The sequence below is a fragment of the Robertmurraya korlensis genome (assembly GCF_023715225.1).
In the GTDB taxonomy this organism is placed as follows: Bacteria; Bacillota; Bacilli; order Bacillales; family Cytobacillaceae; genus Robertmurraya_A.
In genome coordinates this window covers 21,163-35,205 of the sequence record NZ_JAMBNS010000006.1, presented here as the reverse complement: position 1 = coordinate 35,205, position 14,043 = coordinate 21,163, and the positions used below count along the sequence as shown (strand labels likewise).

The window sequence follows — 14,043 nt, the reverse complement described above, 5'->3', positions numbered from 1 at the left end:
GCCCTTTTTCCAAAAAGTATACCACACCGGGTAGGTGTCAGACACCCTTCGTGGACACTTTTCGTATTTTTGTCCTCCTCAGGTGGACAGTCAACTTAATAAAAAAGCTCATATCAATTTGGTGTAATGAACCTCTACCAAATTGATATGAGCTTAAGTAACAGCTTATTTACTTATTGTTTTACTATTTTCAAAATCTTTTCTAGTTTCCTCGTGATCTCCAAGGTACACGTATTCCTTTTCCCAGAATTCGGCGTTTTCAATTCCAACTTTAACTGGGTCGAATACAGGATCTTTTCCAGCTTTCTTTTGTTCTTCGTAGTCACGAAGAAGTTTTAATGCTGGCTTCGTTAGTAGAACGATCGCTATAATATTAAGCCACGCCATACTTCCTACCCCAATATCACCTAGTGTCCAAGCAAGACCAGCTGTCTTCACACTTCCGTAGAACACCATAAATAAGAACACAACACGTAATACATAGTCCATCCATTTTCGGCTCTTCTTGCTATTTATGTAAGCAAGATTCGTTTCTGCCATGTAATAGTACGCCATGATTGTTGTAAATGCAAAGAACAATAAAGCAATTGCAACAAATGGACCGCCAAATCCTGGCATTACTGACTCAACCGCAGATTGAGTATATTGAGGACCAGGTTCTATTCCTTCTAAATTCGTACGAATTGGGTCAGCCCCTTCAGGAGTAACATTGTACATACCTGTAATTAAAATCATAAACGCTGTTGCTGAACAAACGAATAATGTATCAATGTACACAGAGAAAGCTTGAACAATCCCCTGTTTCGCTGGATGCGAAACTTCAGCTGCTGATGCAGCATGAGGTGCTGTACCTTGACCCGCTTCGTTTGAATAAATTCCACGCTTTACCCCCCAAGCGATAGCAGATCCAAGTATTCCACCAAAAGCAGCGTCTTGGCCAAAAGCACTTGAGAAGATTAATGAAATAACTCCTGGTAATTGAGAAATATTTAATACAATAATTGCTAAAGCTACAATAATATATCCAACCGCCATAAATGGTACGATAATCTCTGCTGTTCGAGCAATACGCTTAACGCCACCAAAGATGATAACAGCTAGGACGAAAACAACAATTGTTCCCGTAATTGCCGGACTAATACCGAATGCGTTGTCCATTCCTGCGGCGATGCTATTTGCTTGAACTCCTGGAAGCAAAGCACCCGTAGCAAGCACTGTAACAAATGCGAATAAAACTGCGTACCATTTCATTTTCAAACCTTTTTCAATATAGAAAGCAGGTCCCCCACGGTATTGACCGTTTTGTTTTACTTTATATACTTGACCAAGAGCAGCCTCAACAAACGCAGATCCCGCTCCTAAAAACGCAATTAACCACATCCAAAAAACAGCACCAGGTCCACCGTAAGCAATCGCTGTTGCAACCCCTGCGATATTACCTGTACCAACACGTCCAGATAGAGCTAATGATAAAGCCTGAAAAGAAGTAATACCATTTTCTGAAGAATGCTTTTGGAACATTAACTTCCCTACATCACCCAAATGACGAACCTGTAAAAATCTAGTCGCAAGTGAAAAATACAATCCTACTCCTAAGCATAAATAAATAAGTGCTGGACTCCATATAATTCCATTTAACCAGTTCACGAAATCTTCCAAATAAATTCCCCCTTTAGTATATTATTTTCTAATTATAATAAGAGATGTCACAATTGAAAAGAATTATTTTTAATTTTTTAAATATTTCGATTTACTTTGTAAGATTATTTTACAATAAAGTTTCTATTCACTGTCCATTCCAGACGGACAAATATGACCTTTTTGTCTTTTTAGGGTGTCTGACACCCTCTCTGTGGTACACTATTGGCGTAGAGTTAATATGATAACGAAGGGGTAAATACTTTAGATAAAGGGGAAGTAGTGGTTGAATATTGTGTCACCCACTATTGTAACTTATATGAAAAATCGAACTATAACGAGGTTATTGTTAAATTGGAGAAATGTAGTTTTTGTTCTTATTATTTTAGGTGTATTTATTTTCCTAAAAAATACACCTTTGTTTGAAGCAATCCTAAAGGGTGACTTACAGAAGATAAAAACATTTGTTGGGAATAATCGAATCAGTATTTTACTATTTTCAACATTTATCATGATCATTCAAAACTCATTCACTATCATCCCGTTACTATTAGTAATAACCATTAATATAACTTTTTTTGGCTTTTTGTTAGGATTTTTATGGAGCTGGTTAACAAGTATTCTTGCCGCCATCCTTATCTTCTTCCTTGTTCGCTATTTATTTCAAGGCTGGCTTCTCAGCAAAGTTGATGAAAAACTAGTAGAAAAAGTTGAAAATAAAGGATTTATTTATGTGTTTGAAGCAAGAATATTTCCTTTTATTCCAACTAGCTTGGTAAATATACTAGCGGGGGTTAGTTCTATTAAGTTTTCTAGTTTTCTTCTCGGAACCCTATTTGGAAATTTTATTTACTTTTTCGTTTTAGCACTTATTCCTGTTGGTTTTTTATCATCCACTGTTAACGAATATATACTTGGTGGGATATTACTCCTATGTCTTATCTTTTACTATGTTTACAGTAAAAAAAGAGCAACAAGAAAAGTCTCTTCTAAGATGGGGGAATAAAAAAGTCTATTCAAAAATCCTAGTGGAACTACTAGGATTTTTTCTGTGTTTTGAAAATTATCAAATTTCACATAAAAAATTATTTATGTACAAAACTACTCTAGTGTGTAGTATGATTGGACAATATTATTACAACGAGGGGGATTACCTTGCAACACGGCTTAAAAGAAAAAAGAGAAAATCGTGGAATCCTACTAATCAGCTGCCCTGATAGACCAGGTATCGTTTCGAAGGTTTCAACAACATTATTTGAGCATGACTGCAATATTATCGATTCAAATCAACATTCAACTGACCCAGAAGCCGGGCATTTTTTCTTAAGAATTGAATTCGAATGTTCAGATTTAGAAAATAAAAAACCATCTATTGAAAAGTCATTTGAACTTCTATCGGAAACATTTGCTATGAAGTATTCCTTTAATTATGGAAGTGAATTACAAAACTTAGCCATTTTTGTTTCAAAGGAGAATCATTGTCTCCTCGAATTATTATTAGAATGGCAACGTGGTGATTTATTAGGTGATATTAAATTAGTTGTTGGTAATCATGAGGATCTAAGAGAATATGTTGAGAATGTTAATATTCCTTTTTACTATCTTCCAGTTACTCGAGAAACAAAAGAAGAAGTTGAAAAAAAACAATTGGAACTTTTGAAGGAATATAAAATAGATACTATTGTTTTAGCAAGATACATGCAAATTTTGTCTCCAGCATTTATTGAGCATTATCCATATCAAATTATTAATATTCACCACTCTTTCCTTCCTGCATTTATAGGAGCAAATCCTTATAAGCGTGCCTATGAAAGAGGCGTTAAATTAATTGGTGCAACAGCCCATTATGTTACGGATGATCTAGACGAAGGACCTATTATTGAGCAAGATATCGAGCGAGTCAAACATCATCATGAACTTTCTGATTTAAAGAAAATTGGAAGTCAAGTTGAAAGGAAGGTACTATTAAAGGCGGTAAAATGGCATAATAGTCATAGAATTATTCCCTTTGGAAACAAAACAATCGTCTTTGACTAAAACACTTCATCAAAAAACCGGCATATATTTACATATGCCGGTTTTTTCGCTTATTCTACCAATGGATTTTCTTCTCTCTGAACACCGCTATATTTATTATGTAGAATAAAGTAGGAATCCTTTTTGACAAGTCTCTGTTCTGTTCGTACTTTTAAAATGGCCGTTTGCTGCTGCTTGTTTATTAATCTAGCGGCTTTCTTGTTAATGATAATGGACATGCCTGTTTTAAAAGAAACAAGGGACTGCAGATAGCTATATTGTACAATGTCCTCAATATGTACTAGTGAAATCCATATACAGTGGTCACTAGAGGGAGATTGGGTTGGAAACCAATACATGTTTAAAGGAGCACTAATAACTATTGGAACCATATGATAATTTCCTAATACTGCTTTTGCTCCATTAATTGCCCCTTCTAAGGTAAATCCATAGTATTTCATCGTTTCCTCTAAAATTCGTTTAGGAGATTTGGAAACAAAAAAGGATTTCTTGCCTTCCTGAATCAGTGTGCATACATTCTCGTTTGAATCGATTTCAGGAATCATAAATAGTGTTTCACTTGTTAAAATATAGCTATCAATTAGCTTCATCAAGCACTCCTCCATACGGTCTCATCATACATAATGAGTTATTTATAGCAATATTATCCATAGTCGGTTCGAGCTCTTCAATAGTTGTTTCAACAGTTAAAAAATTCGCCTCATTTCATGTCACATTTCCTAACATGAGCAATTTGACAAAACCAATTTTTCCATTATAATATACTTTTTTCCCACTACTAAATGCTCCCTTCTTCCCAAACAGTACGTAAAAGAATGGATCATCTTAATAAGAGGAAAAGATTGGAACTATTCACAAAATGTTCATAATTTCTCTTTTTGATAAATTGGTGATAATACTCACAACATTAGTAATTACAAAGTAGATTTTTACCTATAATAATGGTAGTATCAATGGAAGATAGGAAGTGAATACATATGATAAAAATCGAAATACCTAACCCAGATGTCGTAATTACTAAGAAGCGACAAGTTGGAGAACCAGTTGAAGCAGTAATAAGCAGCGAATACGGTTTTACTGATTATCACAAAATTCCAAGAGATAAAGGTGGAATCATCCTTTTCTTTAATGCTAGCGATGATTTACTGTTTGTTGGTAAAGCAAGAAAGCTTCGCCCAAGAGTGAAAAAACATTTTGAGGATCAAGTTTCTCCTATTAAAAAACATCGGGATGAAGTTTACAAAATTGCCGTTATTACTGTTGAAGATGCGATGGAAAGAGAAATTTATGAAACATATATTATCAATACGGAACAAGCAAAATATAATATTGATAAAGTTTTCTTTAAGTAAAATAAGCAAATTAAACCCCTCCATTTTAAAAATGAAGGGGTTTTTTCTACTCAAGTTCTTCCTTATTGTTTTTCTTTTTTACAAAGCGATAGGCTAAATAAGCAACGTAAAGCGGTGTTGCTATGTAGATTAAATAGGGGAATTGCTTATATGTACCTTTATAGATAACAAATAATAAACACCCGATAAAGAGAGTAACAATCGTCCCGTATTTCGGTAAAGGAATTTCCTTAAAACTCGGAATTCTTATCCGGCTTACCATTAAGAAACATAATCCTGTAAAAACAACAGTTGTTATTATGTTCGGTATATAATTTCCAAACAATGTTAATAAGGCCAAAATTCCACCAGCTGCAGTAATTGGTACACCTATAAAATAATTTAAGCTTGATTTCGAACTACTAATATTAAATCTGGCTAGTCGATAAGCACCAAACAACGGGAATAAACCAGCAACCATTATCCCTAGCTTACCAAGTTGATTTAAATATGTATAATACACTAAAAATGATGGAGCGACTCCAAACGTTACAATATCTGCTAATGAATCCAGCTCTTTTCCCAGTGAGCTATCTGCTTTAAGCATTCTCGCTAAGCGTCCGTCCATGCTATCTAACATCATACCGATTAGTATTAAAATGGCCGCATTATTATATTCACCTTCTGCTGCAAAACCGATGGATAAAAAGCCACAAAATAAATTTCCTAAAGTAAACATATTAGGAATACTTTTTGTAAAACGCACTAGCTCCTTCAACCTCCTTTTGAGCCTCTAAATACATCCCTACCCTATTATACCATTTTCTTCACCTATTCCTAGCGACTATAAAAAGATAATGCCTAACCTTCCCATTGGATGTTAGGCATTTCAACAAATAATAGTTATTTACTCAACTGTAAATTCTATTGACGAGCTATATGCCTTCCCCGTCCTTGGTGTCATCCAAGCATGTAACGAATATTTACCTTTACTTAATTCAACATCTTTCACGTTAATGTCATAAGTTAGTTGGTCCCCGGGAGCGAGTACCTCTTTTCCTATCACTTGTAAAAAGGAGCTAACACTAGAAAATAAAAACACCTCTTCTCCATTTGAATTTACTATTGAATAATCAAACCTTTGAGAGGAAGTAAAATCGAGTGTAATTTCCTTACCTGAGTCATTTTTCACATGATACTGAAACAAAAGTGGACTAATTTCTTTAAGCTTTGATACCACTTCCCCTTGTACTGTATCCATGTTTCCCTCCACTTTACCTGATGATATTACTGGTTCTGCTTCCCTTTCAGCAGCACATCCACCTAATACAAAAACAGCTATTATAAATACTAAAATTTTCTTCATATAAACACCTCATTTTGTTATTCCTTCACCATATTTGTCGTTTGGAATTGAATTGAAGTTACAAACGAACCATGTAGGAATTAAATTATCTGTAGCTTGAATCTATGTATTCCTCTTCCTTTTTTGAAAAAAACGTGGTACTTTTACAGATAGAACTATGTTGAAATTTTATTAGTGCTTTTTTACTATTTTTTATGTAGAAAGAACAGGAGAACACTCATTGAAAAAAAATTTAGTTATTGTCTATATCCTTTTTTGTTTTATTTATATTTTAGCTTCCGTTTATATAACAGGTGATGTTACTCCTAATAAGTTTTCACACCTTTTAAAAGATATTCTATTCGTTATTTTTAATTTGTTCTTTTTCTTTTTGATCGTTAAGAAAAGCCCTAAATTAAAAACGGTAGAAAAAGAAGAACAACAATTATCTACTTTAATTAACTCAATGGTAGACTTTGTTTGTTTCAAAGATGGAGAAGGACGTTGGTTAAAAACAAATACCTTCGGACTTGAACTTTTTCAATTAGAACATGTGAATTATAAAGGAAAAACGGACACAGAGTTAGCTGAATACAGTGAGTTTTACCGTGATGCACTCATATACTGTGAAGAATATTCAGACCGTATCGCATGGGAAAGCCGAACAGTTACTAGATGCGAAGAAGTCATTCCCCTTCCTGATGGAGGGACAAAAACATTTGATACCATTAAACATCCTCTATTTTATGAGGATGGCTCGAGAAAGGGTCTAGTAGTTATTGGACGAGATATTACTGAAAAAAAACTTGCTGAAGAAAGATTAGTACGCTCGGAAAAACTATCTGTAATCGGGGAGCTAGCTGCTAGTGTTGCACATGAAATACGAAACCCCTTAACTTCTCTCAAGGGATTTGTTCAATTTATTCGCCCAGCTGATCAGAAAAACGACCGATATTACGAAATTATGCTAAGTGAACTAGAAAGAATAAATGATATCGTTAGTGAGCTATTGCTATTAGCAAAACCTCAAAAAGTAAATTTTTCAAAAACTGATATTGGTAAAACAATTGAACATGTTATTTCATTATTAGAAACTCAAGCAAATATGGTGAATGTAAATATAAACTTTTATAAAGCTCACACTCCTACTATTAATTGTGAAGAAAATCAAATTAAACAATTGCTCATTAATATCATTAAAAATGCTGTTGAAGCGTCTAGTAACGGTGGTACAGTGGATGTCATACTTGATGTAAATTCTGATGGGATGACAGTTATTCGAGTGATTGATAGTGGAGAAGGAATTTCTGAGCAAGCAAAAAACCGTCTTGGTGAACCTTTTTATAGTTCAAAAGAGAATGGAACGGGTCTTGGTTTAACCGTTAGCTTTAAAATTATTGAGCAGCATGGTGGAGATATTTCCTACAGTAGTGAACCAAATAAAGGTACAACTGCAACCATTCTTTTACCTAGTTTTCCTTCCCAGGTAGAAAATGCTATGACATCTTAGTATATATTTTAATACATCCACTCAAACTAAATTTGAGCATGACAAATGCTCAAAACTTGTGCTGGGAGTGGATAGCCATGAGTAGAAACAAGCTATTGGTACCTGGGTCAGAAAATGCGCTGAATCAGATGAAAGAAGAGATTGCCAATGAGTTTGGAGTTCAACTTGGAGCAGATACAACCGCACGTGCAAATGGCTCTGTTGGAGGAGAAATGACTAAACGCCTCATCCAAATGGCAGAGCAACAATTACGATCTTAATCGAAGAGAAGCTCAGGAAAAATATCCCTGAGCTTCTCTTTTTATAACTTTATAATGAAACTTCAGGAATGTTATGATAGTACATAGTCACGCAAAATTTAGAAATAATAACTTTTATTGGAGAAGTTTGATGTTCGGGAGGAAATGATGGAAAATTATCCACTTTTAGAAGTTGAAAAGCTCGCCTTAAAAAAATTAAAAACATATAAACAAAGCATCCTTCGTTATCTTTTACGCAGTATGCTTGCAAGTATGTTCATTGGATTTGGTGTAATTGTTGCCTTTAAAACAGGGGGCTATTTTTACAATGAGCATTCTCCAGTTGCCTATCCAATGGCAGCTTTTACATTTGGAGCAGCAATTATCCTAATTGCCTATGGTGGTGGGGATTTATTTACAGGTAATACCTTTTATTTTACCTACACAGCACTCAGAAAAAAAATGAGTTGGAATCATGTTTGGAGACTCTGGGGGTTAAGTTACATAGGAAATATATTAGGTGCAACTGCATTTGCTTTATTAATTTATGTGACAGGTTTATTTGCGGAGGCATCGGTAAATAGTTTTTTGTTAAGTGTTGTTGAGAAAAAAATGCATGTTCCAACAACGGAACTTTTCTTTAGAGCTATTCTTTGTAACTGGCTTGTTTGTCTAGCCTTCTTTATTCCTATGGGAATGAAAGAGAATGGAGCAAAGTTATTTGTAATGATACTATTTGTCTTTTGCTTCTTCATCTCTGGATATGAACACAGTATTGCTAATATGTGTACCTTTGCTATCGCTCTTGTTCTGAATCATCCAGGTACAATCTCTTTTTCAGGAGTTATTCACAATCTCATTCCGGTGACCATAGGGAATCTTATTGGAGGAAGTATCCTCATGGGGGCCATGTATTATTACGTTAACCTTCCTTTTCTTGATGATGAACAATAGTCTCAAGCTAAAACCTACTGTTTGAATAGGAGTTATATGATATGACACATTATTTAACTGTTGGCTCGGAATTGTTTCTTGGATTTTTTTTGCTATTTCTATTAGCTAAAACGCTTGGGAAAACTCAACTATCACAAATTACACCATTTGACTTTATTTCAGCTCTTATCCTTGGTGAATTAATTGGAAACGCCATTTATGACCATGAAACAAGCTGGATGGAAATTGTGTTCAGCACAGCTGTTTGGGGCGGTTTAATTTATGGAGTCGAGATCATCACACAGAAATTTAAAAAGACTCGAAAAGCACTTGAAGGTGAACCAAATATCGTTATTCGAAATGGAATAATAAAATATGAAACGTTAAAAAAAGCTAAACTTGACATCAATCAATTGCAAAGTTTAGTTCGTCAACAAGGCTATTTTTCTCTACAGGAGGTTCAGTATGCAATCCTTGAGACCAATGGAATTGTAAGTGTACTACCGAAATCCCAGAATAGACCACCCACTTTAGATGATTTAAATATCCAAGCAGAGCAAGCTTCTATTCCTACAACATTAATCCTTGATGGCGAAGTGCTGTATGGGAATCTCCAAGAAGCAGGTCTAAATGAACAGTGGTTAAAAATCGAACTATCGAAACAAAACTTTCAATCGTATGAAGAAGTTTTATATGCTGAGTGGAAAAAAAATCAGAAACTATTTGTCATATCGTATTAATAAATCAGGCTTTGGTGGCCTGATTTTTGTTTTGTCATTATCCCTTTTTGGTTTATCTTATGTAATCGTTTTCCAATAAATATGAAGGAAATGTGACATCCTGTCACAAAATTGTCGAAATTTACAACGGATAAAAATATATTAAAAAAACCTTGATATATCAACATTTCCCCTCACTTTTCCACACTAACATTATTTTCCTTACCTTTTTTGTCACAAATTAATCTCTTTTAACATGTTATTATCATCTACATAGTGGTAATTAGGAAGTAGAGAGAATTTCACCTTAAGAAAAACTAACAAAATGCCCATTGTGAAAAAACGAACATTTTGTTATACAAAAATATCTTTTTGTGGTAAACTCTAATTTTCCTTGTGAAACAAAACACAAACATGATTTCATATAAGAAGGAGATGAAACAATTGAAGTTGAAAATGCTATCTCTATCCCTTGTAACAGCCGTATCATTAATATTTTTAAGCGGTTGTGAAATGGTTGTATTTCAGCCTCAAGGGCCAGTAGCTAGAAGTATCATGGAGCTAATTAATTGGTCTTTAATGTGGATGCTTTTAGTAGTAGTAGTCGTATTTGGCTTATTTGGCTATATTGTTTGGAAATATAGAGAAAAGCCAGAAAACATGGGTTATGAGCCTCCAGAAGAACACGGTAGTACCGTATTAGAAATTGTCTGGACTGCTATTCCTATTTTGATCGTTATCGCTTTAACAATCCCTACAGTTACAACACTATATGACTTAGAAGATGTTCCTGCGGGGTATGAAGAGAAGGAACCGATCGTTATTCACGTCACGTCTGCAGACTGGAAATGGATCTTCTCTTATCCAGAAGAAGGAATTGAAACCATTAACTACGTGAACATTCCAGAAGATACTCCTGTACTGTTTAAATTAACATCGGCTGGAACAATGCAATCTTTCTGGGTGCCAGCTTTAGGTGGACAAAAATACTCAATGAATAAAATGGAAACAGAACTATATTTAGTTGCTGACAATCCTGGTTCATATATGGGTAGAAACACAAACTTCAACGGACGAGGATACGCTCAAATGGAATTTGAAGTACTTGCTCAGACCGACGAAGAGTATAATGCATGGGTAAAAGAAGTAAAAGAAACAGCTCCAGAGCTTACTGAAGAGAAGTACATGGAACTACTGAAACCAACACATCTTGGTCGTTTAACTTATTCCAACACACACTTAGCTTGGATCAACCATGCAGAACACGATTCTGAACTTGTGACAGACCCTGAAGACTATCGTTACCATGGGTACCAAGGAAAGATCTTTGATCAGGAAGAAGAAAAAGATACTACTGATGTAGAAAATAATGAAGAAGACCATGGAGGTGACCATAGTGGGCATTAAGTGGGATGAAATTCTGATTACGGGAGATCCAATTATCCTAGGTTCACAGATTGCTATTTTATTAACTACTCTAGGAATTATTGGTGGTCTTACGTATCTGAAAAAATGGACTTGGCTATGGCGTGAATGGATCACTACCGTTGACCATAAACGTATCGGAATAATGTATATTGTAGCCGCTGTGCTAATGTTCTTCCGTGGTGGTATGGATGGACTAATGATGAAAGCTCAAACATCTCGTCCAGAAATGAGCTTTTTAGATGCGCAGCATTATAATGAAGTATTTACAGCGCATGGTGTTATCATGATTTTATTCATGGCTATGCCATTCTTAATCGGTTTAATGAACGTTGTTATTCCGCTTCAAATTGGTGCAAGAGACGTTGCTTTCCCTCAGTTGAATGCATTAAGTTTCTGGTTATTCTTCAGCGGTGCGATGCTATTTAATATCGCATTCGTTGTCGGTGGTGCTCCAGATGCAGGATGGACTTCTTACTTCCCTCTTGCAGGTAAAGAATTCAGCCCAGGAATCGGGAATAACTACTATGCAATCTCATTACAGATTGCTGGTCTAGGAACTTTAATGACTGGTATTAACTTTATCGTAACGATTTTAAAAATGCGTACAAAAGGCATGACATTAATGAGAATGCCTATGTTCACATGGACAACACTAATTACTTCCGTTATTATCGTTGCTGCATTCCCTATTTTTACGGTTGCGCTAGCGTTAATGACATTTGACCGCTTGTACGGAACACACTTCTTTACAGTAGCTGCTGGTGGATCTGACATGCTTTGGGCTAACTTGTTCTGGTTATGGGGACACCCTGAAGTATATATCGTTATCCTCCCTGCTTTCGGAATGTTTTCTGAAATTATTTCGACATTCTCTCGCAAACAGCTTTACGGTTACAAATCGATGGTCGTTTCAATTGTTGCCATCGCAGTTCTAAGTATGCTTGTATGGGTTCACCATTTCTACACAATGGGATCTGGCGCTCTAGTCAACTCATTCTTCTCTATCACAACGATGATGATTGCCGTTCCGACGGGTGTAAAAATGTTTAACTGGCTGTTTACGATGCGTAAAGGTCGAATTAAAATGACTACTGCTATGCTTTGGTCTTTAGCATTTGTTCCTAATTTTGTTATTGGTGGAGTAACAGGTGTTATGCTTGCGATGGGTGCTGCTGATTATCAATACCATAATACCTTATTCTTAGTAGCTCACTTCCACTATGTATTAATTCCAGGTGTGGTATTTGCCGTATTCGCAGGACTTTATTACTGGTGGCCAAAAATGTTTGGCTTTATGTTAAATGAAAAATTAGGAAAATGGCATTTCTGGTTATTTGTAATCGGATTTAATGTAACGTTTATGCCAATGTTCTTCCTAGGTCTAAATGGTGCTGTTAGACGTGCTTATACCTTCTCTGCTGAGTCTGGATTTGCACCTCTATTCCTATTATCTGCAATTGGATCAGTAATCCTAGCAGCTGGTTTTGCCGTGTTCTGCTACAATATTTATTGGAGCATTCGTTATGCGGACCGCAACATTTCAAGTGATCCATGGGATGCTAGAACACTTGAATGGGCAACAGCTTCACCTGTTCAACACTATAACTTTGCTAAACTACCAGAAGTCAAATCATTAGATGCATTCTGGTATATGAAAAAGGATAATGAAGGTCTTACGTTAAAAGACGAAGAAATAGAAGAAATTCATATGCCAAGCAACTCTGGTCTACCTTTCTTAATGTGCGTCGCTTTCGGAATTGTTGGGTTCTTCCTCATATTCGAATGGCATTTATTAGCTGCAATTTCTGCTGTACTTATTATTGCAGGATTGATCTATCGTTCATTTGATTACAATGATGGTTACCACATTCATAAAGACGAAATTAAAAAGACAGAAGGCGCTTGGAGAAAAATGGAAGGCAAGGTGAATAATCATGTCAGCTAATGTGAACACTTCCCTCCCATTAGAATATCAAACAGAACAAAGCCGTATGAATATTTTAGGGTTCTGGATATTCCTCGGGGCCGAAATTGTATTATTTGCTACCCTTTTTAGTGTTTATGGCGTACTCTATAAAAACTACGCAGGTGGCCCAACTCATCAAGATATTTTTATGATTAAAGAAGTAATGATTCAGACAGTCCTACTTTTAACAAGTAGTTTTACAATGGGTGTTGCCATTTGGGAAATGCGTCGAAACAATAAGAAGGGCTTAATTGGTTGGTTTATATTAACTCTCCTATTAGGTGCTGGATTCCTATTCATGGAGATTAATGAGTTTATTCATTACGTTCATGAAGGTGCAACTATGCAGACAAGTGCCTTTCTTTCTAGCTTGTTTGTACTTTTAGGAACTCACGGTGCTCACGTAACTTTCGGGATTTTCTGGGCAACGATGGTTATCATTCAAATTGCCAAGCGTGGATTAACACCTGTTACTGCTAGAAAGACATTTATTATTGGTCTTTACTGGCACTTCCTTGATGTTGTTTGGATCTTTATCTTCACGTTTGTTTATTTAAAAGGGATGGTGTTATAGATGGAAAAAAGTACAGAACGTTTTCCGCTAGCTCACGTCTTTGGATTCGTATTGTCACTAGTACTCACATTCGTTGCTGCATGGGTAGCACTTGAGATGAACTTGTCCTTTACAATTGTCATGTGGATTATTGGAACGCTAGCAATCATTCAAGCTGGTCTTCAATTGTTTATGTTTATGCATATGACAGAAGGAGAAGACGGCAAAGTAAATATAATAAATATCGCGTTTATGGTATTCTGTGCAGTTGTTATCGTTGTTGGTTCTATCTGGGTATTAACATCAGGACATGCGGCACATTAATAAAAATTAAAAATCCGGCT

Annotated in this window: 15 protein-coding genes; 11 read left to right on the top strand and 4 right to left on the bottom strand. The window is 35.5% G+C overall.

Going from position 1 to position 14,043, the window contains the following annotated elements:
* Positions 1-165: 165 nt before the first annotated feature.
* The gene (locus M3175_RS12165; RefSeq protein WP_251519337.1) at positions 166-1,659 is read right to left on the bottom strand and encodes an alanine/glycine:cation symporter family protein; all 1,494 of its coding nucleotides are present in this window, start codon (positions 1,657-1,659) and stop codon (positions 166-168) included.
* Between the two features lie 298 nt (positions 1,660-1,957).
* On the opposite strand from M3175_RS12165, the gene M3175_RS12160 reads away from it, so the two are divergent.
* Together M3175_RS12160 and purU are read left to right on the top strand one after the other, a co-directional pair.
* The gene (locus M3175_RS12160) at positions 1,958-2,644 is read left to right on the top strand and encodes a TVP38/TMEM64 family protein (protein ID WP_251519335.1); all 687 of its coding nucleotides are present in this window, start codon (positions 1,958-1,960) and stop codon (positions 2,642-2,644) included.
* Positions 2,645-2,793: 149 nt separating this feature from the next.
* Positions 2,794-3,675: a formyltetrahydrofolate deformylase gene (gene purU / locus M3175_RS12155; RefSeq protein WP_251519333.1), complete on the top strand. Its 882-nt coding sequence runs from the start codon at positions 2,794-2,796 to the stop codon at positions 3,673-3,675.
* Between the two features lie 50 nt (positions 3,676-3,725).
* On the opposite strand, the gene M3175_RS12150 is transcribed toward purU, so the two are convergent.
* Positions 3,726-4,265 carry a competence protein ComK gene (locus M3175_RS12150; protein ID WP_251519331.1) on the bottom strand — a complete coding sequence of 180 codons (540 nt, stop codon included), beginning with the start codon at positions 4,263-4,265 and terminating at the stop codon, positions 3,726-3,728.
* Between the two features lie 387 nt (positions 4,266-4,652).
* Here M3175_RS12150 and M3175_RS12145 point away from each other — a divergent pair, with 387 nt between their 5' ends.
* Positions 4,653-5,027 (top strand): nucleotide excision repair endonuclease, encoded by a 375-nt coding sequence (locus tag M3175_RS12145; protein WP_119708743.1) that lies wholly within the window; start codon positions 4,653-4,655, stop codon positions 5,025-5,027.
* A 46-nt stretch (positions 5,028-5,073) separates the two neighbouring features.
* Here the strand turns inward: M3175_RS12145 and pssA are convergent, their stop codons facing one another.
* Together pssA and M3175_RS12135 are read right to left on the bottom strand one after the other, a co-directional pair.
* Positions 5,074-5,772 (bottom strand): CDP-diacylglycerol--serine O-phosphatidyltransferase, encoded by a 699-nt coding sequence (gene pssA / locus M3175_RS12140; RefSeq protein WP_251519665.1) that lies wholly within the window; start codon positions 5,770-5,772, stop codon positions 5,074-5,076.
* Between the two features lie 141 nt (positions 5,773-5,913).
* A complete protein-coding gene (locus M3175_RS12135) occupies positions 5,914-6,372 on the bottom strand; it encodes a BsuPI-related putative proteinase inhibitor (protein WP_251519329.1) in 459 nt (152 codons plus the stop codon).
* A 220-nt stretch (positions 6,373-6,592) separates the two neighbouring features.
* Here M3175_RS12135 and M3175_RS12130 point away from each other — a divergent pair, with 220 nt between their 5' ends.
* The 8 genes from M3175_RS12130 to qoxD all read left to right on the top strand — a co-directional run bounded on the left by M3175_RS12130 (position 6,593) and on the right by qoxD (position 14,023).
* A complete protein-coding gene (locus M3175_RS12130) occupies positions 6,593-7,861 on the top strand; it encodes an ATP-binding protein (protein ID WP_251519327.1) in 1,269 nt (422 codons plus the stop codon).
* A 77-nt stretch (positions 7,862-7,938) separates the two neighbouring features.
* Positions 7,939-8,121: an alpha/beta-type small acid-soluble spore protein gene (locus tag M3175_RS12125; protein WP_119708747.1), complete on the top strand. Its 183-nt coding sequence runs from the start codon at positions 7,939-7,941 to the stop codon at positions 8,119-8,121.
* Between the two features lie 147 nt (positions 8,122-8,268).
* Positions 8,269-9,054 carry a formate/nitrite transporter family protein gene (locus M3175_RS12120; RefSeq protein ID WP_251519325.1) on the top strand — a complete coding sequence of 262 codons (786 nt, stop codon included), beginning with the start codon at positions 8,269-8,271 and terminating at the stop codon, positions 9,052-9,054.
* Positions 9,055-9,095: 41 nt separating this feature from the next.
* On the top strand, positions 9,096-9,773 hold the full coding sequence (locus tag M3175_RS12115; protein ID WP_251519323.1) for a DUF421 domain-containing protein: 678 nt from the start codon (positions 9,096-9,098) through the stop codon (positions 9,771-9,773).
* A 414-nt stretch (positions 9,774-10,187) separates the two neighbouring features.
* Positions 10,188-11,159 carry a cytochrome aa3 quinol oxidase subunit II gene (gene qoxA, locus M3175_RS12110; RefSeq protein WP_251519321.1) on the top strand — a complete coding sequence of 324 codons (972 nt, stop codon included), beginning with the start codon at positions 10,188-10,190 and terminating at the stop codon, positions 11,157-11,159.
* On the top strand, positions 11,149-13,125 hold the full coding sequence (gene qoxB / locus M3175_RS12105; protein ID WP_251519664.1) for a cytochrome aa3 quinol oxidase subunit I: 1,977 nt from the start codon (positions 11,149-11,151) through the stop codon (positions 13,123-13,125). Before qoxA ends, qoxB begins: the two co-directional genes overlap by 11 nt.
* Positions 13,115-13,720 (top strand): cytochrome aa3 quinol oxidase subunit III, encoded by a 606-nt coding sequence (gene qoxC, locus M3175_RS12100; protein WP_119708751.1) that lies wholly within the window; start codon positions 13,115-13,117, stop codon positions 13,718-13,720. Before qoxB ends, qoxC begins: the two co-directional genes overlap by 11 nt.
* Positions 13,721-14,023: a cytochrome aa3 quinol oxidase subunit IV gene (qoxD, locus tag M3175_RS12095; protein WP_251519319.1), complete on the top strand. Its 303-nt coding sequence runs from the start codon at positions 13,721-13,723 to the stop codon at positions 14,021-14,023.
* Positions 14,024-14,043 lie beyond the last annotated feature (20 nt).

Excerpts from the sequence above, each read along its gene's own strand:
- M3175_RS12120 (WP_251519325.1), top strand. The coding sequence starts at position 8,269 with ATGGAAAATTATCCACTTTTAGAAGTTGAAAAGCTCGCCTTAAAAAAA.
- M3175_RS12115 (WP_251519323.1), top strand. The coding sequence starts at position 9,096 with ATGACACATTATTTAACTGTTGGCTCGGAATTGTTTCTTGGATTTTTT.
- qoxD (WP_251519319.1), top strand. The coding sequence starts at position 13,721 with ATGGAAAAAAGTACAGAACGTTTTCCGCTAGCTCACGTCTTTGGATTC.
- qoxA (WP_251519321.1), top strand. The coding sequence starts at position 10,188 with ATGAAACAATTGAAGTTGAAAATGCTATCTCTATCCCTTGTAACAGCC.
- M3175_RS12135 (WP_251519329.1), bottom strand. The coding sequence starts at position 6,372 with ATGAAGAAAATTTTAGTATTTATAATAGCTGTTTTTGTATTAGGTGGA.
- M3175_RS12145 (WP_119708743.1), top strand. The coding sequence starts at position 4,653 with ATGATAAAAATCGAAATACCTAACCCAGATGTCGTAATTACTAAGAAG.
- M3175_RS12160 (WP_251519335.1), top strand. The coding sequence starts at position 1,958 with ATGAAAAATCGAACTATAACGAGGTTATTGTTAAATTGGAGAAATGTA.
- M3175_RS12150 (WP_251519331.1), bottom strand. The coding sequence starts at position 4,265 with ATGAAGCTAATTGATAGCTATATTTTAACAAGTGAAACACTATTTATG.
- M3175_RS12125 (WP_119708747.1), top strand. The coding sequence starts at position 7,939 with ATGAGTAGAAACAAGCTATTGGTACCTGGGTCAGAAAATGCGCTGAAT.
- qoxC (WP_119708751.1), top strand. The coding sequence starts at position 13,115 with ATGTCAGCTAATGTGAACACTTCCCTCCCATTAGAATATCAAACAGAA.